The sequence below is a fragment of the Lentzea sp. NPDC003310 genome (assembly GCF_040610935.1).
Classification (GTDB): domain Bacteria; phylum Actinomycetota; class Actinomycetes; order Mycobacteriales; family Pseudonocardiaceae; genus Lentzea.
Genome location: NZ_JBEXNC010000015.1, coordinates 217232 through 236787, shown reverse-complemented (window position 1 = coordinate 236787; position 19556 = coordinate 217232). Strand labels below are relative to the sequence as shown.

Here is a 19556-nt window from a genome sequence, read left to right as displayed (position 1 = left end):
GAATTCGATCATCGGGTGCGGCCGCGTCAACTACGCTGCGATCATGCTTCCCACTGTCCGTGAGGCCCGCGAGGACGACTGGCCACAGATCTGGCCGATCATCCACGACGTCATCACCCAGCAGGAGACCATCCCCTACGACCCCGGCATGAGCGAGTCCGCGGCCCAGCGGATGTGGATGCTGCCCGCACCGGCGAGAGTGGTCGTGGCGGGCGAGGACGAGGTGCTCGGCACCGCGAACATGTACGCCAACCGCGGCGGCCCGGGCAACCACGTCGCGTCCGGCACCCTGATGGTCGCCGAGCAGGCCCGCGGCAAGGGCGTGGGCCGCGCCCTCACCACCGACATGATCGACTGGGCGCGGGGCGCCGGGTTCGCCGCGATCCAGTTCAACGCGGTCGTCGACACGAACGCGGCGGCCCTGCACCTCTACGAGAGCCTCGGGTTCGTGACCCTCGGCACGGCACCCAGGGCGTTCCGCCACCCGACGCACGGGCTGGTGGGCCTGCGGATCCTGTGGCTCGACCTCTGACCGGTGGCACGGGCACTGGGCGTTCTCGTGACGGGGCTCGTCCTGCTCGTCCTCTTCGGCGTGGGCGCGGTGCTGCTGGAGGACCGCGGCGCGGACCTCGAAGCGCGCGGCACCCGCGTCGAGGGGGTCGTGCTCGCCGTGCAGGGCGGTGGCCGCTCGGCGTGGACGGCCGACGTCCGCTACCGCGCGGACGGCCAGGTACGGGAGGAACAGGTCGCGCTGGGCGACTCCGGCCCCACGACCAGGCCGGGCGACAGGGTCACGGTGATCTACGACCCTGCCGACCCCGGCAACGTCGCCCTGTGGGGCACGCACAACGACCCGGGCTGGGCCAGCGCGATCATGGCCGTGCTGGCCGTGGGCACCGTGGCCGGGCTGACCGCCGGCCCTGTCCTGCTGTACCGGGCCGTCCGCGATCGGCGCCGCGCGACCTGACGCACCGCGTGTTGCACGTGACGCGACGGCATGTGTTGTGCTTCGAGGCACCACAGCTCGAAAGGCTCCACACGCGATGCACCTGTCCTTCACGCCCCACCGCCGGGTCAAGATCGGCGACGCCGCCGTGTTCGCCGGAACGACCCCGCGGGCCATCCGCCACTATCACCAGATCGGCCTGCTGCCCGAACCCGAGCGCGGCGCCGACGGCCGCCGCCGCTACGGCAACGACGACATGATCCGCCTGCTGTGGATCCGCCGGATGGCGGAGACCGGCATCCGGCTCGACGACATGCGCACCGCTTTCGACGACGCCCAGGGCATCGACGAGAGCCTGACCCGGCTCGAGGAGAGCCTGGCGGCGCAGGAGGCCGAGATCCGGCGCCAGCGCGCGACCCTGCAGCGCCTGCGCGCCGTGGGCAGTCCGCTGGGGCTGCTCTCGGAGCAGGTGGCGGACCGGCTCCGCCACCTGCCGCCCGGCGCGCTGCGCCCGGCCGAGCTGGACACCCTGATGGTCACCGAGCGGATCCTGGGCCCGCTCGGCGCCGCCGTCCAGGCGGGTGCGCTGGCTGTGCTGGCCACCCACCCCGAGCTGCGCGCCGAGGAGGACCGCCTCGAAGCGGCCGAGGCGGCCCTCGACGACGGGGTCGCGCCCGACGACCCGCGCGTGGAGGAGCTCGCCCAGCAACGGTTCGCGCACCACAAGGCACTGAGCCAGGCCTGTTCGGCGGCCGGGTTGGACGAGGCCGACGAGGAACTCTTCGACGCCTACGAGGACGATGTCGTGGAAGAGCGGCGGATGAGCGCTTTCGAGGCGTTCACCAAGTGGCCCTCCGACTTCTCGGCCGCCCGGATCCGCTGCGCCGAACGCGCGGGCGAGCTCATCGGGCAGGACCTCGCGAACGCTTGACGGTCACGGCTTCGGCACTGGTGCGCCGGCGCAGCCGCTCGTCGTCGTGCGGCCCGTGTCGAAGAACGTCACCGCGTCGTCGGCGCAGGGCAGGTCCTGCAACGAACCGTGCGCGTCGTCCTCGATCGTCATCAGGTCACCGCCGATGCGCGCTCGCATCTCGTACGCCCAGCCGATCGGCGTGACCGGCTCGTAGAGGTGGCCGACCAGCTGCACCGCGCTCGAGCCGGGCCGGACGTCCCACGGCGTTCCCGAGGTGGGCCAGCCGACGCAGCGCTGCTCGTAGAGGCCGAACCGGCCCGCGACCGGGAAGCGCCCGGCCCGTTCCTCGTGGTGGCGCCAGACGGTCTCGAAGTCGCGCGCGCTCGGGGAGTCGTTGCACAGCAGGGCGGTCTGCGGGAACGGGTCGTACCGGCGGACGTCCGCGTCCCAGCCGAGGCCGTCCGGCCGCTCGCGTGCGGCGACCGCTCCCGCGTCCCGGATGGACCCGAGCTGCCGGGCGAGACCGGCCCACTCCCGGCGCGGGTTGGCGTACATCATGTTCACGGTGTCGCCGTCGACGACGCTGCCGTCCGGCAGGGTGCGCGGGTGGGCGGCCAGCTCGGCGCGCAGGTCCAGAAGAGCTTGCGCCACAGCGGTTTGGGTCGCTCCGAAGTGGTAGACGGTGTCATAGCGGGCGATCCAGGCGGCGAACTCGTGGAAGGTGTTCTCGCCCGCGTTCGCCTGGCCGTCGTCCATCGTGCGCACGTCGAGCACCGGCGGCACCACCGAGTCGAGCAGCATCCTGTCCACGTGCCCGTCGAACAACGTCCGGTACACCGCGCCGAGGCCGGTGCCCCACGAGACGCCGTAGTAGCCGATCTTCGCCTCTCCGAGCGCCGCGCGGACGACATCCATGTCCCGGGCGACGTTCTCGGTCGTCAGTGAGCGCACCAGGTCCGGGTCGCGGTCGAAGCACTCGCGGTTGCGCCGGGAGTCGCGTTCGGCGGTGAAGCGGGCGCGTTCCTTCGGCGAGAGGGCCGGGTCCGGCTGCGTCTCGTCCCGTTCGCACGCGACGGCCGTGCTGTAGCCGATGCCGCGCGGGTCGAAGCCGATCAGGTCGTGGTGGGCGTTGAGCCCGGCCGCCTTGCTCTCGGCGAGGTGCCGGGGCATCGTCACGCCCTGCTGTCCCGGCCCGCCGGGGTTCACGAGGATCACGCCCCGGCGATCTGCGGTGGCTTTGAGCCTGCTGACCGCGATCTCGATCTGCCTGCCGCCGGGGTGGGCGTGGTCGAGCGGCACCCGCACCACCGCGCACTCGGTGCGCTGGTCCTCCGGATCCCACCCAGCCGCGGTCGTCGCGCACGGCCTCCAGCCGAGGGGCGCGGCGGCGGACGCGACTCCTCCGGTGCAGAGGGCGAGCACGGAGCTCGTCACGACGGCCGCGGACAGCAGGGGACGCACCGGGTGCCTCCAGCGATAGGGGATCTTGATCGCCTCGATGGTCCGGTGGCGGCGTCCGCGCGGACAACAGCCTCGGGGATGGTGTCGCGTCAGACCACGGGCTGACGCCGGCCTAGTGCCCGAACAGGCGCACGCTCTCCTCGGCGCGGTTCAGCGCCCCCAGCAGCGCGGCGCGTCCCAGGTCGTCGATGTCGCGGGTCAGCGCGTCCGTCGCGGCGTCCCCGCCCTGCCGGAGCCGGTCGACCAGCTCGCGGTGGACGGCGGCGAGGCTCGTCGCGTCGAAGTCGGGCCGGACGAACGTGAGCAGCAGCCGCACCTCGTCCTCGCAACGGCGGTAGCTGTCGAGCAGGTGCCGGTTGCCCGCGGCCGCGACGATCGCCCGGTGCACGGCGCTGTGCGCGTTGGTCAGCTCCCGCCACGACGGGCGCGGCGACCGCTCGGCCAGCGCTTCCAGACGTTCGACCTCGGCGAGCACCGGTGCCAGGTCCGCACCCGCGGCGAGCGCCATCCGCAGCGCGCCGAGCTCGAGGACCTTGCGGTAGTCGAAGATCTCGTCGATGCGGGCCTTGCTCAGCGGTGCGACGACCGCGCCGCGGTGCCGTTCGTGCGCCACCAGTCCACGCTCGACGAGCAGCCGCAGCGCCGACCGCACGGTGTGCCGGCCGACGTCGAACCGGGCGGCCAGGTCCTCCTCCCGGAACCGGGTGCCGACCGGGTGCGCGCCGTCGAGCAGTTCGCCCCGCAGAGCCGCGGCGATCCGCTGCGGAGCGGCCATGGCATCGTTCACACCGCAGATTGTGTCACAATCATGGAGACGTTGTTGCACAATCCAGGGGGTCCACCATGCGAAGCGACGAGACGCGCGGGTACGGCGACTCCGGCCCTCCGGTGCTGCTCCTGCCCGGCGGCGCCGAGTCGTGCGACGGCTTCTTCCCCGGCCTGCGCGAGGGCCTGGCGACGACGGCACAGGTGATCGAGCACGACCGGCCCGGCACCGGAAGCTCCACAGTGGACGGTTCGCTGGCCGGCGCCCCGGCCGCACTCGCCGCGGTGATCGAAGAACTGGGGCGGGGTCCGGTCGTCGTGGTCGGCCAGAGCCTGGGCGGCGCGGTCGGCGTGCTGCTCGCGCGCGAGCACCCCGAGCTCGTCACGGGCCTGGTGCTGCTCGACCCCACGCCCATCAACGAACCGCGCTCGTGCGCGCAGATCGAACGCATGATGGGCGTGCTCGGCAGGGCGGCCGCGGTGCCCGGCCTGCGCACCCTGGTCGCCGCGTCGTTCCGCAAGGCCGCACTGCGGACCGCGCGAGGCCTGCGCCCCGACTGCGCCGCCGCGGCCGAACGCACGGCACAGCTGGACATCCCGCGGCTCGCCCGCGCGGTCCGCGGCCTGACCACGCTCTCCCAGGGACTGCGGGAGGCCGAGCTACCGCAGCGCCCCGCGGTGGTGGTGACGGCCGAGCGCAAGCCGGACCACGTGGTCCGCCGCGCCCACGCCCGGCTCGCCACCGCGTTCGGCGGCGAGCTCGTCAGCTGGCCGGGCGCGACGCACAGCGTCCACCTCGACCACCCCGACGAGGTGCTGGCGACCGTGCGCGACCTCGTCGGCCGGGTCGCCGCGGCCGGCTGACCGCGCTCTCACCTCACGGTGATGTTGGAGCTGCCGCTGCTGCGGTACCCCTCGGTCGCCATGATCATGTAGTAGCTGAAGTTGCCGAGGCGCATGTTCGCGCGGTTCCAGGCGTCGAAGTGGTTGCCGGTGGTGATGGACCCACCGGTCCGCCGCTGCTGCCGGACGCTCCAGAACTGCGGGAAGGTCTTGTTGTTGCCTTCTACCGACGGCGCGTTGTACCGCATCGTCTGGTAGATGTCGTACGTGCCGCCGTCGGTGGTGACCGTGCCTTTGTACGTGCCGGTCGGCCGGTAGTTCCCCCAGTTGTCGACGATGTAGTACTCGACGAGCGGGTTCGACGTCCACCCGTACAGGGTCAGGTACGCGTTGCCGGAGGGGGCGAAGCTGCCGGAGTAGTTCACCGTGCGCCGGGAGCCGTTGCTCCAGCCCTTGCCCCCGACGAAGTTGCCGACGTTGCTCCACGAGGTGCTGTAGTTGCCACCTCCCCCGAAGTCCATGCAGACCCGGCCGCCGCCGTCGGTCCAGAACGAGTAGTAGTAACCGCCGTTGTTGCCCGTCTGGCTCGAACAGGTGGCGGCGACGCCGACATCCGCCGCGGCGACGCCGGGCGTCAGCGCCACGACCGCCGCGAGGCAGACGCGGAAAGCGACTTTCAACATGTTCGGCACTCCTGGAAGAATTCGATCGGGAATTGTCGAATCGATTCGAACATCTCCTGCTTGGCCATTGATGTTTATCGACCGTAGCAGCGAGAGCACAAAGCCGTAAGGCCGCTCGGATGTTTCGAAACTTCATCGCCGATCATGCGCGTCGCTTCTTTTCGTCATTAATTCCGAATACGACGAAGCTGCGCACCGAAGGAGTGTGAGCGCTAACAGATCCACGCAGGCGCGATCGTCGAACATGCCGTCGAACGAGCGTTAACGCTAACAACGATGGTTGACCGCCGTAGCAGGACGTGGCTAGGTTCGCTCGCAGGCCGTCCGCCACCGGTGTCGTTCGCCGAGCAACTGGAGCGCCCCCATGTCCTCATCGTTGAGCCGACGCGGTTTCCTGAACGCCGCCGGAGTGGCCGCCGTCGCCACCGCCCTGCCGCCACTCACGGCGAATCCGGCCCAGGCGGCCGCCCCTCCCGCCCGCCCCGATCTCGGCGTGTCCGCCTTCGCCTTCGACCTCTCCGAGGTGCGGCTGACGGCGGGACGGTGGCTCGAGAACCAGCAGCGCACGCTGGCCTACCTCCGGTTCGTCGACACCGAGCGGCTGCTCTACAACTTCCGCGCGAACCACCGGCTGTCCACGAACGGCGCCGCGGCGCTCGGCGGCTGGGAGGCACCGGACTTCCCGTTCCGCACGCACAGCCAGGGGCACTTCCTCACGGCCTGGGCCCAGGCGTGGGCGGTGCTGGGCGACACGACGTGCCGGGACAAGGCGAACCTCGTGGTGGCCGAACTGGCCCGGTGCCAGGCGAACAACGCGGCGGCGGGCTTCACCGCCGGCTACCTGTCGGGGTTCCCGGAGTCGGACTTCGACGCGCTGGAGGCCGGGACGCCGAAGTCCGTGTCGTACTACTCGCTGCACAAGACGCTCGCCGGGCTGCTGGACGTCTGGCGGCTGCTCGGCAACACGCAGGCGCGTGACGTGCTGCTGCGGTTCGCCGCGTGGGTGGACTGGCGCACGGCCCGGCTGTCCTACAGCACGATGCAGCGCGTCCTGGGCACCGAGTTCGGCGGGATGAACGCCGTGCTCACCGACCTCTACCAGCAGACCGGCGACGCGCGCTGGCTCGCGACGGCACAGCGGTTCGACCACGCCGCCGTGTTCGACCCGCTCGCCGCGGGCCAGGACCGGCTGAACGGCCTGCACGCCAACACGCAGGTGCCCAAGTGGATCGGCGCGGCGCGGGAGTACAAGGCGACCGGGACAACGAGGTACCGCGACATCGCCGTCAACGCCTGGAACATCACCGTCGGCGCCCACACCTACGTGATCGGCGGCAACAGCCAGGCCGAGCACTTCCGCTCCCCCAACGCCATCGCCGCCTACCTGTCCACGGACGCGTGCGAGGCGTGCAACACCTACAACATGCTGGAGCTGACGCGCGAGCTGTGGCTGACCGACCCCGGCCGTGCCGCCTACTTCGACTACTACGAACGCGCCCTGCTCAACCACCTGATCGGCCAGCAGAACCCGGCGGACCCGCACGGCCACATCTGCTACTTCACCGGCCTGAACCCCGGCCACCGGCGCGGCAACACGGGACCGGCGTGGGGCGGCGGGAACTGGAGCACGGACTACGGCACGTTCTGGTGCTGCCAGGGCACCGGGATCGAGACGAACACCAAGCTCGCGGACTCGATCTACTTCCACAACGGCACCACGCTGACGGTGAACCTCTACACGCCGTCGGTGCTCACGTGGACCTCCCGCGGCATCACGGTCACCCAGACCACGACCTACCCCGCGAGCGACACGACGACGCTGACCGTCACCGGCAACGCGGGCGGCTCGTGGACCCTGAGGCTGCGCATCCCCGCCTGGACCGCGAACGCGGTGATCAGCGTCAACGGCGTCGCCCAGAACGTGACCGCGACGCCCGGCACCTACGCATCCCTGACCAGGACTTGGACCTCCGGCGACGTGGTGACGCTCCGGCTGCCGATGCGCGTGGTCGTCCAGCCCTCCAACGACAACGCGAACGTCGTGGCCCTCACGTACGGCCCCGCGGTGCTGGCGGGCAACTACGGCAACACCAGCCTGTCCTCGTTGCCCTCGCTCGACACCGGGTCCGTCACCCGCACCAGTTCCTCGGCGCTGACGTTCACCGCCAGGGCGAACGGCGCGCAGGTGAACCTCGGGCCGTTCCACGACGCGCACGGGTTCAACTACACCGTCTACTGGCGCACCGGCGCGACGACGAGCCACCGGTTGCAGAACGCGGGCACCGGCATGGTGCTCGGCGTCCAGAACATGTCCACTTCGGACGGTGGGCTGGCCGTGCAGTGGCACGACAGCGGCACCGCCGACCACGACTGGGAGCTGATCCCCGACGGCGCGGACGTGCGGCTGCGCAACGTCCACAGCGGCAAGGTGCTGGGCGTCGAGAACATGTCCACCGCGGACAACGCGAGGGTGCTGCAGTGGTCGGACAACGGCACGGCCGACCACAGGTGGACGCTGATCCCCAACGGGGACGGCACCTACAAGGTCCGCAACGCCCACAGCGGCAAGCTGCTCGGCGTCCTCAACGGGTCGAGCGCGGCGGGAGCGCAGGTCGTGCAGGACCCGGACAACGGCTCCGCGGACAACCGCTGGCGCCTGATCGCCAACTGAGTGCGCCGGGCTTCACCTCGGCCCGCACAATCCGTCGTCCACCCTGGTCACCAGCCAGGCCACAGTGGAGGATGACCCGATGAGCGACGGGAGGCGCGGCCGGCCGAACGGGCCCACGGGGCCCGTGATCGGCCGCGCGCTGCAGCTCCTCGACGCGTTCGACGCCGAGCACCGCGCGCTGACGCTGAGCGACCTGGCCCGCCGGGCGGACATGCCGTTGTCGACGGCCCACCGGCTGCTGCAGGAGCTGTGTGCGTGGGGCGCGGTCGAACGCGACGGCGACGGGCTCTACCAGGTCGGTCTGCGGTTGTGGGAGCTCGGCTCGCTCGCGCCGCGCGGACCGGGCCTGCGCGAGACCGCGCTGCCGTACCTGGAGGACCTCTGCCAGATCACCAGGGAGAACGTGCAGCTCGCGGTGCGGGAGGGCACGGAGGTCGTCTTCGTGGAACGGATCGCCGGGTTCGGGTCGGTGCCGGTGCTCACCCGCGTCGGCGGCCGGTGGGCGCTCACCTCCACCGGGGTCGGGCTGGTGCTGCTCGCGCACGCGGCGCCCGAGGTGCAGGAGGAGGTGCTCACCGGGCCGATCGAGCACCACACCGCGAAGACCGTCACGGACCCGGCCCAGCTGCGCAGGATGCTCGCCGCCGTCCGGACGCACGGCTACTCGGTCAGCGACCGGCAGGTCACGATGGACGCGCTGTCCGTCGGGGCGCCGATCCGCCGCGGCGACGGCGAGGTGGTCGCGGCGGTGTCGCTGGTCGTGCGGCACGGCAGCGCCACCGCGCACGGGCTCGCCGGACTGGTGCGCACCTGCGCCCAGGCGATCTCCCGCGCGCTGCGCGCGTGAGCCTTCCATTTTCCGGAAACCGCGCTACGGCTCGGGCGGTGGTCTCCGCCACCCTGTGGCTCCCCACCACGAGGAGGCCCACCCCGATGACCTGGTTCCCCCGCGACCAGTGGTACGTCGCCGCCTACGGCTCCGAGATCGCGCACGACCTGTTCAGCCGCACCGTCTGCGGCGAGCCGATCCTGTTCTGGCGCACGCGCGAAGGCACCGTGACGGCGATGCCCGATCGCTGCGTGCACCGCCGCTTCCCGCTGTCCCAGGCGCCTTCGCGGCTCGTCGACGACCAGGTCGTCTGCGGCTACCACGGCTTCACCTACGACGCCACCGGCAAGTGCGTGGCCGTACCGGGCCAGACGCGCGTGCCGCGCACCGCGCGCCTGCTGCCGTACCCCGTCGTGGAGCAGGACTCGTTCGTCTGGGTGTTCATCGGCGACCCGGCCGGCGCCGACGCGTCCCGGATCGCCCGCGCGCCGTGGCTCGTCGACCCGGCCTACACGACGGTGTGCGGGATGGAACCGTTGCAGGCCCGGTACGAGCTGCTCGTCGACAACCTGCTGGACCTCTCGCACGAGACCTACCTGCACGGCGGGTACATCGGGACGCCGGAGGTCGCGTCGACCCCCATCACGACCGAGGTCGACGAGGACGCCGGCATCGTCTACGTGTCGCGGCACATGGACGACGCGGAGTGCCCGCCGTTCTACTCGAAGTCGACCGGGCTGCAGGGCAGGATCGCGCGCTGGCAGGACATCGAGTACACGCCGCCGTGCCTGTACAAGCTGCACAGCCGCATCGCGCCGGTCGGGTCCGTGCCCCGCGCCGACGGCACCGACCCCGACGCGTTCCACGTCGAGGTCGTCTACGCGATCACGCCGGAGACGGAGACCTCGACGCACGACTTCTGGGCCGTGGCACGGGACTTCGCGCTCGGCGACGAGGAGGTGTCGGCGTTCCTGGCCGACAGCAACAGGACCGTGGTGCTGCAGGACGTCGTGGCGTTGAACGTCCTGGAGAAGGTGATCGCCACCGAACCCGAGGGCTACCAGGAGCTGTCCATCAACATCGACACCGGCGGGCTCGCCGCGCGCCGGATGCTGAGCCGGTTGCGCGGCAAGTCGTGACCACGTCCACCGGCCGGATCTTCCGCATCCACTGGGTGCCCGGCACCGACCGGCTCCACGCGACGTGCCACTGCGCCGCCGAGCGCGAGTTCGAGGACCCGGTCGAGCTGTGGGACTGGCTGCTCGCGCACCCGGAGGGGCACACGCCGTGAAGTTGCTGCTGGACGGGAAGGAGACGGTCGCCGACGGCGTCGTGCTGCTGACGTTGCGGTGCCCGGACGGCGGTCCGGTGCCGGCGTGGGCTCCGGGCGCGCACGTCGACCTGGAGCTCGCGGACGGCGTGGTGCGCCAGTACTCGCTGTGCGGCGACCCGGCGGACACGTCGGCGCTGAAGGTGGCGGTGCTGCGCGAACCCGACGGACGCGGCGGGTCGCGGCACGTGCACGACGTGCTGGCGGTGGGCGACCTCGTCGACGTGAGCGAGCCGCGCAACCACTTCGAACTGGTGGAGGCCAAGCGCTACCTGTTCGTCGCGGGCGGGATCGGCATCACCCCGATCCTGCCGATGGTCGCGTGGGCCGAGGCGGCCGGGCACGACTGGCAGCTGGTCTACGGCGGCAGGACGCGCTCCTCCATGGCGTTCCTCGACGAACTGGCGCGGCGCGACAACGTCCTGGTCCGCCCGCAGGACGAGTACGGGCTGCTCGACCTGGAGGCGGTGCTGGCCGATCCCGCGCCGGGCACCGCGGTGTACTGCTGCGGGCCGGAGTCGTTGCTGCTCGCGGTCGAGGAGCGGTGCGCGGGGTGGCCTCGCGGGACCCTCCACGTCGAACGGTTCTCCCCGAAAACCGTTGTTACTCAAGGTGAACCGGACGAGTTCGAGGTCGAGCTGGCGAGGACGGGGGTTGTTCTCCGCGTACCGGCCGGGAATTCGATTCTCGACGTGCTCGAGAACGAAGGCGTGTCCGTGCTGTCGTCCTGCCGGGAAGGCACGTGCGGCACCTGTGAGACAACCGTGCTGGACGGCGTCCCGGAGCACCGCGATTCCGTTCTCACAGCGGAAGAACAGGAGTGCGCGGACGTGATGATGGTGTGCGTGTCGAGGTCTCGCTCACCACGTCTCGTCCTCGACCTCTGAGCAGACCGTCGCAAGTGGATCGTTCGTCGAACGACGCACGTTTTTGTTAGGCAAAAGTTTGACGTCCGTCAGGGATCTGCATACCTTCGAGAGCACTCGGAAGATCCGGATCCCTGACCGGAGGTCGACGGTGAAGGCACGTGGCACGACGTTGAAAGCCCTGCTCACAAGCATTCTGCTGATCGCCGCCTGCGCGGTGTTCGCCCCGCCCGCCACCGCGGCGGCGCTGGTCGAGGTGACGTCCTTCGGCGACAACCCGGGCAGGATGCGCATGCACGTCTACGTGCCGGACACCCGACCAGCCCGACCTGCCGTCGTGGTCGCCATGCACGGCTGCGGCGGATCTGGCCCGGGCTTCTACTCCGGCAGCGAGTTCGCCTCGCTCGCGGACCGCCACGGGTTCGTCGTGATCTACCCGAGCGCCCAGCAGGAAGCCGGGTTCGGCAAGTGCTTCGACACGTGGTCCGACGCGGCGAAGAGGCGCGGGGGCGGCAGCGACCCGGTCTCGATCGTCTCCATGGTCACGCACGTCCAGCAGCGCTACCAGGGCGATCCCGGCCGCGTCTTCGTCACCGGCTCGTCCTCCGGCGGCATGATGACGAACCACATGCTCGCCCTCTACCCCGACGTCTTCAAGGCGGGCGCGGCGTTCATGGGCGTGCCGTTCGACTGCTTCGCGAACGCCGCCGACTACCCACCGGGCGCCAGCCGGTGCACCGGCGGGAGCATGGACCGCACCCCGCGGCAGTGGGGCGACTCGGTGCGGCGGGTCAACCCCGGGTTCACCGGTCCGCGGCCGAAGGTCCAGCTGTGGCACGGCACCGCGGACACGCTCGTGCCGTACTCGTTGCTGCAGGAGTCGATGGAGCAGTGGACCGACGTGTTCGGCCTCAGCCAGACGCCGACGTCCACCGACACCCCGCGCCCCGGCTGGGACCGCGCCCGGCACGGGACCGCGGTCGAGGTCTACCGCGTCCAGGGCGCCGGCCACAGCCTGCCGTCGGCCGGGATGGCCGCCACCGCACTGGAGTTCTTCGGCGTCACGGGCACTCCCGACCCCGGCCCGACACCGGGCACGTGCACCGTCCGGACGACCGTGAACGCGTGGAACAACGGCCTCACCGAGAACCTGAAGATCACCAACACCGGCACCGCGTCGATCACCGGCTGGACGCTCACCTTCACACTGCCGGCCGGCCAGACCATCACGTCCGGCTGGAACGCCACCTACTCCCCCGCCACCGGCCAGGTCACGGCGCGCAACGCGGGCCACAACGCCTCGCTGGCACCAGGTGGTTCGGTCGAGATCGGCTTCCAGGCCACGCACACCGGCGCCACCGGGGCCGCGTCCGCCTTCGCCCTCAACGGAACCGCGTGCTCGACGGTCTGAGCCTCGGCCCGAAACGACAAGGGACCCCTCAGGCCGAGGGGTCCCTTGTCGTGGTTCAGCCTGCGGTCAGGAGTTGCACCGGCGGCCGTCGTTCACGCACTTCACGATCTTGGCCATCGTCTGGTCGGAGTTGACGTTGGCGAAGTCGTTGTGGTCGGAGAAGGGGTTGTGCTCCTCCTCCGGGAACGCGTCGAGCTGGTACTGCCCCTTCTGCTGGACGTCGCGGGCGATGTTGTAGGAGATGCTGATCCGCAGCTGCGGGATCGCCTTGAAGCCCTGCGGGCACGCGCCGGTCTGCTTGTCGGCGAACCGGACGTGGTCGCGGTGGTTGGCGCTGTCCGCGTTCTGACCGTCCCAGCAGCCCGCGAAGTCGTGCACGCGCATGACCTTGCTGCCGTTCGGGCAGATCACGTACTTGTCGGAGAGCCGGTCCTCGAACCCGCTGCAGGTCCACGTGGCGCGGGCGTTGGCGGGGCCGCGGCTGGTCGGCTTGGCGTCACCGGTGACCATCTTGAGGAACTTCGGCATGCCCGTGACCTTGCTGGTCGCGTTGCCGCGGTACTCGATCTTCACCTCGGCCGGGCGGACGATCTTGCCGTTGTTGCCGACGAGCTCCAGGTTCTTGCCGGTCGGAGCGGCCAGCGGCGGAGCGGGAGGCGCGGTGGTCGTGTTGGCGGGGGCGGTGGTGGTGGCACCACCGTTGTTGTTGCCCCCGTTGTTGTTCCCACCGTTGTTGTTGCCGTTGTTCCCGTTGCCGTTGTTGTTGCCGCCGTTGTTGTTCTCGCCGGCGCCCTCGTCGCCCTCGTTGAGACCGCACTTGGCGAGGCGGTCCAGCCCCTGCGGCTTCTCGCCGCCACGGCCGATCGCGATCGCGATGCGGTCGAGGGTCGCGACGCGCTTGTCCTTCAGCGGCCCGAGAATCGCGTTGTCGATGAAGTTCGCGCCACCCTGGCCCTTGCTCGTCACCAGGCGCTGGTTGGCCTCGGCGATCTGCTTGTCCAGCTGGTCGAGGTTGTTGTCCACCTCGTCGAGAGCCTGGTCCGGCACGCCGGGCAGCGCCTCACGTGCGGACGGGCACTTGATGGTCGGCGTCGCGGCGTCCTGCTCGGCACCGTTCTGCTCCGCCTGCTGCAGAACGAGGTCACCGGCGAACTTGCGCGGCTTCGTCGAGTGGCCGCTGTGGCCACCGCCGCCGCCGTGGTTGCCGTGGCCCCAACGCAGATCGCAGTCGGCGAGCGGCATCAGGTTCGGCTTCTTGGCGGACCGGGCGAGAGCGTTCGCCATGCGCTCGAGAGTAGCGGCACGCTTGGCGCGCAACGGTCCCAGCACGGTGTTGTTGACGAAGTTCGGGTCGGCGGGGTTCTGGGCGCGCGCCACCCGGTCGTTGGCCTCCCGCAACTGCTGTGCGAGCTGCTGCAGGTTGCGGATGATCTCGTCGCGCACCCGCTGCGGCACAGCGGGAAGGCGCTGGGCGACACCGGGACAGGCGACCTCGCCCGGGCCGTTGTCCTTGATCTTGTCCGGGTTCGAACCCACGGAACCCGGGTTGGCCTGCGGGTTGATGCGCACGACAGGCCAGAAGTAGGACGAGCGGTCGCCGTTGCGACAGGTGGTCTCGGAGTCGACGAGGCTCTCGTCGGTCGACTCGGCGCTGATCGACAGGTTGCCCACGAAGTCGTGGACGTGCTGCGCGCCGTGCTTGAGACCGGGCTGGGCGACCGGGTTGTCGGCACTGAACTTGCCGCTCTCGTTCGTGCCGCAGTCGACCCGGAACACGCCGGCGGCACCGTTCTTGCCGACCTTCGGTTCGACGACGTTCTTGCTCACCTGCTCGATGGGCACGAAAGCGCTGAGCGGCGCCGGCTCGCCGTTCTTGGCGGCCAGAGCCACGGTGGCGGTGCCCGCTGCGACCACGGCCACCGCCGACAACGATGCGATCAGGCGGAACTTCCGTCTGTCCGTCACGCGGTGCGTCATACGTACTCCTCGTTCATGCGGCGCATGACCAGGAGTACGTACGGGACGGATCAACGGCTCAAAAGTTGTTGCGGAATTTTTACCAGGGGCCAAGAGAAGTACTTCGGCCGCCGATCAGTCCTGCGCGTCGCGGACGTCTTTTCCCTGCTCCGCGAAGGATTTGAAGTCCCGCATGTGCTGCAGCGACTGCTTGCGGAACATGCCGGGCATCAGCGTGCCGACCAGCCGCATGACCACCCCGTCGAACCGGTACTCGTTCTCGCTCTCCCAGAGCGTCGTCTCCGGACCGATCGCGCTGAGCCGCTCGCGCGCGCCGTTCCACATCCCGTTGCCGACGATCTCGCGTTCGAAGTGGACGACGGTGCCGCTCGGGATCGCTTGCAGGTCCACGGGTTCGCGACGCGTGACGGTCTCGGTCGCCTCGAACTCCTGCTTGCCCATCCGCAGCACGACGCGCGACCGGGTGCCGACGTGGCCGTGCGCACCGTCGATCGGCTCGTGCACCACCAAGCCCCGCAACCACATCGGCAGGTGCCCGGGATCCGACAGCAACTGGGCCACCCGTTCCTGCGACTGCGCGATCTCCATCGAGACGGTGTACTTCATGCGAAGGCACGGTAGTCGTACCGCTCGACGAGTGCCCTGCCGATGGCCGCCAGGTGCTCCCGCACGCCGGCGGGACCCGTCACCTCGATCCACTCGACCAGCGCGGCGAGCTCACCGGCGAGCACCTCGTCGTCCGAACCGCGGACGACGAGCTCGACCCGTCCGTCGGCCGTGGCCGCTCCCACCTCCACCCGGCCACCGAACGCCAGGCGGAGCACCCCCAGCCCGTGCGGCACGCACAACACCCTGGCCTCGGCCGGGGTCCGCCGGCGATCCACCTCGTCGGCGATCTCGCGCCACCCGGCGGCCAGGTCGAAGTCCGCGGGCCGGTGCACCGCCTCACCGGTCGGGACGACGGACGAGACGCGGTCGATCCGGAACGTCCGCCGCCCCGCCTCCGTCCCGGCGACGAGGTACCACGACGCACCCTTGGCGACGACGCCCAGCGGGTGGACGATCCGTTCGGTCTCGGCCTTCGCGCGGTCGACGTAGCCGAGCCGCACCTGGACACCCCGGATCACGGCGTCCTGCAGCGCGTCGAGGAACCGCGGCGGCCGGCGCTCGACCCGGTCCGACCCCCACCCTCGTGGATCCACGACCACGGACGACGCCGCCGCCTCGGCCTGGTCGCGAAAGGGCTCGGGCAGGGCGTGCACGAGCTTGCGCAGCGCCGTCTTCACGGCGGGCGTCGCGACCGAGGCCGGCCCGGCGACCAGGAACAGAGCGCGGGCCTCCCCGGCGGTCAGCCCGGACAGGTCGGTGCGCGCGCCGCCGACGAGCCGCCACCCACCGCCCCTGCCCTGCGTGGAGTACACGGGCACCCCGGCCACGGCCAGGGCGTCGAGGTCGCGGCGCGCGGTCCGTTCGGACACCTCCAGCTCCCGCGCGACCTCGGCCGCCGTCACCTGCCCACGGCGTTGCAACAGCAGCAGCACGGCCACCAGCCGATCGGTTCGCACCTCGGCGAGATTTCCACAGAAACCGGTCACGAGATGACCGCTTTACCTCCGCAGGATCACCCCATGACTGCACCGTTCGATCCCAGCGACTTCCCCGAGCCCACCCTCGTCCCCGTCAACGGCGTGGAACTCGAGGTGTTCGAAGCAGGCCGGAACAACGCGGGCAGGCCCGTCGTGCTCCTGCACGGCTGGCCCGAGCACGCCTTCTCGTGGCGCCACCAGATGCCGGCACTGGCCGCCGCGGGCTACCACGTCCTCGCCCCGAACCAGCGCGGCTACGGCGGCTCGTCCCGCCCGGCCGACGTCACGGCGTACGACATCACCCACCTGACCGGCGACCTCACCGCGCTCCTCGACCACTACGGCTACGCGGACGCCACCTTCGTCGGCCACGACTGGGGCGCGATGGTCGTGTGGAACCTCGCCCTCCTGCACCCGGACCGGGTGCAGAACGTGGTCGCCCTGAGCGTCCCCTACTTCGAACGCGGCGAAAGGCCCTGGGTCGAGGTCATGGAGGAGGTGTTCGGTCCCGACCACTACTTCGTGCACTTCAACCGCCGGCCGGGCGTCGCGGACGCCCTGTTCGACGCGAACACGGCACGGTTCCTCCGCAACCTGCACCGCAGGAACGCGCCGGCGGGCCCGGCGCTGATCGACCTCGCGACGGCCGAGGAGCCGCCGGGCGAACCGGTGACGAGCGAGCGCGAGCTGGCCGTGTACGTGGCCGCGTTCGAGTCGTCGGGGTTCACGGGTGGCATCAACTGGTACCGCAACCTCGACCGCAACTGGCACCTGCTCGCGGACGTCGACCCGATCGTGCGGCGGCCCGCGCTCATGGTCTACGGCGAGCGGGACGTGGTGGCGAAGGCGCCGAACCTCGCGGAGTTCGTGCCCGGTGTGGAGGTGGTCAGCCTCGACTGCGGCCACTGGATCCAGGAAGAGCTGCCCGAGGAGACCAACCGGGTGCTCCTGGAGTGGCTGGGCCGGCACCTCGGCGTCGCGCGTCAGGGCGTCATCGCGGCAGGGTGAACAGGACGGACGTGCCGCCGCCGGGCGTGGCGTCGAGCCGCACCCGGCCCCCGTGGCGTTCGACGATGCGGTTCACGATCGCCAGGCCCGCGCCGTGACCGCCGCCGTGCGCGTCGCGCCCGTGCAGCCTGCGGAAGAGCCTGAGCACCTCGGTGCGCTGCTCGGCCGGGATGCCGATGCCGTTGTCCCGCACGCACACCTCGTCCTCGCCGGCGAGCGTGATCTCCACGGTGCGCGGGTGGTCCTCGCGGGCGTACTTCGCGGCGTTCACGAGGAGGTTCACCAGCACCTCGACCAGGCGGTCCGGGTCCGCCCACACCCGCAGGCCCGGCGCCGGCAGGGCGACCTCGACGCCGCGCTCGGCCAGCCGCAGGCCCGCCACCTCCAGCGCGGCGTCGGCGGCGTCGCGCAGGTCGATCTCCTCGCGGCGCAGGGAACCGTGGCCGAGCTGGGCGAAGTGGAGCAGTGAATTGATCAGCTCGTCCATGCGCTGGGCGAGGCGTTGGACGGTGTCCAAGCGGCGCACGGTCGTGTCGTCGAGGTCGTCGGCGTCTTCGCGGATGAACGCCGTCGAGTTGAAGATGCCGCGCAGGGGTTCCTTCAGCTCGTGCGCGGCCACGTGGGCGTAGGTGTCCAGGTCGCTGTTCGCGCGGCGCAGTTCGTCGTTCAGGGCGGTGAGGCGGGCGTTGTGGCGGAGCACCAGGGTGCTGACGGCCCGGCCGAACTCGGCGGCCACGGCCTCGTCCGAGGCGGTCCACGGCACGCAGTGGCCCTGGGTGAGGGCCCGGTAGACGGCAGAGGAGCCGCGCGGGGTGAGGCGTTGGCCGCGTTCGCCGAGCTGCACCGGCGTGCTCGGGTCGGTCGCCCACGTCCGGCTGGCGCGGCGTTCCGGGCGCACCCACGCGATCAGGTCGCCGCCGCCCAGGCCGAGCAGGAGCACACCGCTGAGGTGCTCGGCGTGCGGTGCCATCGCGGCGTCGTGCTCGCCCAGGTTGTCCGTGCTCCACACCTCGCCTGCGGCCAGGTCCGGTGCCGCGGTCCACAGGGTCTCGAGGCCGGGCGTCAGGACGTCCTCGTCGCGGCCGCTGACGATCGTCGCCGCGCCGCCGAGCCGCAGCACGACGGCGTCGGCGTCGATGAGCTCGTGCAACAGGTCGACGCTCGTCGACACCGACTGGGTGATGTCCGTGTTGAGGTCCGTGACCAGGCGCGCCAACGCCGTGCGGGTGTCGTGGCGGGCACGGGAGGTCTGCGCCTCCTCCAGCGCCGCGAGCTGCAGTGACAGGGTCACGCCGAAGAACTCGCAGGCCGAGCGCACCTCCGGGTCGAGCCGGCGGGGCCGCACGCCGTGGCAGGCGATGAGGCCCCACAGCTCGCCGGAGTGCAGCAACGACACCGACATCGAGGAGGCCACGCCGATGTTGCGCAGGTACTCCAGGTGGAACGACGAGACCGTGCGCAACGCGGAGTCCGACAGGTCCAGGGGCGCGCTCGTGCCCGGCAGGACCTGCGGGAGCAGCGTGGCGGTGGCGTCGTCCACGTCGTTGATCACGCGGATCCAGTTCCGCTCGTAGAGCCGGCGCGCCTGGGGCGGGATGTCGGTGGCCGGGAACCACAGGCCGAGCCACGGCTCGAGCTCGTCGGCCACCGACTCCGCGATCACCTCACCGGGCCCCGACCGGCCCTCGAACCGGTAGGCCACCACCCGGTCGTAGCCGGTCAGCCGGCGGATCTCCGCCACGGCCGAGGCGCACACGTCGACCACCGTGCGTTCGTGCTGGAGCTTGGTGAGCGACGTGCGCAGGCGCGGGTAGAACTGGGAGAACCGGAACGTGTCCCCGGCCGGGCGCGGCTCGAACTCGAGCACCGTGCGGCCGTCCGCGCGGTACACGGTGACGTCGAAGTTCTCGCCCGAACCCGGCAGCACGAGGCCGCAGAGCCCCCGGTCGCCGGTCGGCGCGTCGAGCGTGGCCCGCACCGCCGCGACGCCCTCCGTCCCGATCAGCGTCTCCACCGGGGTGCCGATCAGCGACTCGGGCGCGCTGCCGAGCACGACCGTCGTGTTCGCGCTGGCGACCTCGACCACGCCGGTGTCGCCGACCGCCAGCAGCGCGCCGTAGGACTGGATGCCTCCGAGCAGGTGGATGGGCTCGGTCAGGCAGACGGTGAGGTCGAACGACGTGGTGCCGGCCGCCGCCTCCGCCCTGGCGGCGCGCGCCCACTCGGCGCCCAGACCCGCCTGGTCGTCCTGCATTCTTGATCCTGCT

General features: G+C 71.0%; 18 protein-coding genes. 11 read left to right on the top strand and 7 right to left on the bottom strand.

What is annotated here, in order from left to right; translation table 11 throughout:
- Positions 1–43 precede the first annotated feature (43 nt).
- The 3 genes from ABZX02_RS30255 to ABZX02_RS30245 all read left to right on the top strand — a co-directional run bounded on the left by ABZX02_RS30255 (position 44) and on the right by ABZX02_RS30245 (position 1877).
- Positions 44–532, top strand: coding sequence for a GNAT family N-acetyltransferase (locus ABZX02_RS30255; protein WP_355303082.1), 489 nt, complete (start codon positions 44–46; stop codon positions 530–532).
- A gap of 3 nt (positions 533–535) precedes the next feature.
- Entirely contained in the window at positions 536–967 is a 432-nt protein-coding gene (locus ABZX02_RS30250) for a DUF3592 domain-containing protein (RefSeq protein ID WP_355303080.1), read from the top strand.
- Between the two features lie 76 nt (positions 968–1043).
- A complete protein-coding gene (locus ABZX02_RS30245; protein ID WP_355303078.1) occupies positions 1044–1877 on the top strand; it encodes a MerR family transcriptional regulator in 834 nt (277 codons plus the stop codon).
- Between the two features lie 3 nt (positions 1878–1880).
- Here ABZX02_RS30245 and ABZX02_RS30240 read toward each other — a convergent pair whose 3' ends face one another.
- Positions 1881–3320: an alpha/beta fold hydrolase gene (locus tag ABZX02_RS30240; RefSeq protein WP_355303076.1), complete on the bottom strand. Its 1440-nt coding sequence runs from the start codon at positions 3318–3320 to the stop codon at positions 1881–1883.
- 112 nt (positions 3321–3432) lie between these two features.
- A complete protein-coding gene (locus ABZX02_RS30235; RefSeq protein WP_355303074.1) occupies positions 3433–4107 on the bottom strand; it encodes a GntR family transcriptional regulator in 675 nt (224 codons plus the stop codon).
- A 56-nt stretch (positions 4108–4163) separates the two neighbouring features.
- Between ABZX02_RS30235 and ABZX02_RS30230 the strand changes: the two genes are divergently transcribed.
- Entirely contained in the window at positions 4164–4949 is a 786-nt protein-coding gene (locus ABZX02_RS30230) for an alpha/beta hydrolase (protein WP_355303072.1), read from the top strand.
- A gap of 8 nt (positions 4950–4957) precedes the next feature.
- Here the strand turns inward: ABZX02_RS30230 and ABZX02_RS30225 are convergent, their stop codons facing one another.
- Positions 4958–5611, bottom strand: a complete 654-nt coding sequence (locus tag ABZX02_RS30225) for a glycoside hydrolase family 11 protein (protein ID WP_355303070.1) — start codon at positions 5609–5611, stop codon at positions 4958–4960.
- Positions 5612–5975: 364 nt separating this feature from the next.
- On the opposite strand from ABZX02_RS30225, the gene ABZX02_RS30220 reads away from it, so the two are divergent.
- The 6 genes from ABZX02_RS30220 (at position 5976) to ABZX02_RS30195 (ending at position 12718) form a co-directional block, all read left to right on the top strand.
- Positions 5976–8282, top strand: coding sequence for a beta-L-arabinofuranosidase domain-containing protein (locus tag ABZX02_RS30220; RefSeq protein ID WP_355303068.1), 2307 nt, complete (start codon positions 5976–5978; stop codon positions 8280–8282).
- A gap of 79 nt (positions 8283–8361) precedes the next feature.
- Complete coding sequence (locus ABZX02_RS30215; RefSeq protein WP_355303066.1) at positions 8362–9129, top strand: IclR family transcriptional regulator; 768 nt, start codon at positions 8362–8364, stop codon at positions 9127–9129.
- A gap of 86 nt (positions 9130–9215) precedes the next feature.
- Positions 9216–10250 (top strand): aromatic ring-hydroxylating dioxygenase subunit alpha, encoded by a 1035-nt coding sequence (locus ABZX02_RS30210; RefSeq protein WP_355303064.1) that lies wholly within the window; start codon positions 9216–9218, stop codon positions 10248–10250.
- Positions 10247–10402, top strand: a complete 156-nt coding sequence (locus ABZX02_RS30205; protein WP_355303062.1) for a hypothetical protein — start codon at positions 10247–10249, stop codon at positions 10400–10402. Before ABZX02_RS30210 ends, ABZX02_RS30205 begins: the two co-directional genes overlap by 4 nt.
- The gene (locus ABZX02_RS30200) at positions 10399–11328 is read left to right on the top strand and encodes a PDR/VanB family oxidoreductase (protein WP_355303060.1); all 930 of its coding nucleotides are present in this window, start codon (positions 10399–10401) and stop codon (positions 11326–11328) included. Before ABZX02_RS30205 ends, ABZX02_RS30200 begins: the two co-directional genes overlap by 4 nt.
- A gap of 130 nt (positions 11329–11458) precedes the next feature.
- Positions 11459–12718 (top strand): PHB depolymerase family esterase, encoded by a 1260-nt coding sequence (locus ABZX02_RS30195; protein WP_355303058.1) that lies wholly within the window; start codon positions 11459–11461, stop codon positions 12716–12718.
- A gap of 66 nt (positions 12719–12784) precedes the next feature.
- Here the strand turns inward: ABZX02_RS30195 and ABZX02_RS30190 are convergent, their stop codons facing one another.
- The 3 genes from ABZX02_RS30190 to ABZX02_RS30180 all read right to left on the bottom strand — a co-directional run bounded on the left by ABZX02_RS30190 (position 12785) and on the right by ABZX02_RS30180 (position 16260).
- Positions 12785–14683, bottom strand: a complete 1899-nt coding sequence (locus ABZX02_RS30190) for a DUF1996 domain-containing protein (protein WP_355303057.1) — start codon at positions 14681–14683, stop codon at positions 12785–12787.
- Positions 14684–14809: 126 nt separating this feature from the next.
- Positions 14810–15301, bottom strand: coding sequence for an SRPBCC family protein (locus ABZX02_RS30185; protein ID WP_355303055.1), 492 nt, complete (start codon positions 15299–15301; stop codon positions 14810–14812).
- A complete protein-coding gene (locus ABZX02_RS30180; RefSeq protein WP_355303053.1) occupies positions 15298–16260 on the bottom strand; it encodes a WYL domain-containing protein in 963 nt (320 codons plus the stop codon). The genes ABZX02_RS30185 and ABZX02_RS30180 overlap by 4 nt, the downstream gene beginning before the upstream one ends.
- 63 nt (positions 16261–16323) lie before the next feature.
- Between ABZX02_RS30180 and ABZX02_RS30175 the strand changes: the two genes are divergently transcribed.
- On the top strand, positions 16324–17289 hold the full coding sequence (locus ABZX02_RS30175; RefSeq protein WP_355303051.1) for an alpha/beta hydrolase: 966 nt from the start codon (positions 16324–16326) through the stop codon (positions 17287–17289).
- Here the strand turns inward: ABZX02_RS30175 and ABZX02_RS30170 are convergent.
- On the bottom strand, positions 17273–19543 hold the full coding sequence (locus tag ABZX02_RS30170) for an ATP-binding protein (RefSeq protein WP_355303049.1): 2271 nt from the start codon (positions 19541–19543) through the stop codon (positions 17273–17275). The two genes, ABZX02_RS30175 and ABZX02_RS30170, sit on opposite strands and share 17 nt — an antisense overlap.
- Positions 19544–19556: the final 13 nt, after the last annotated feature.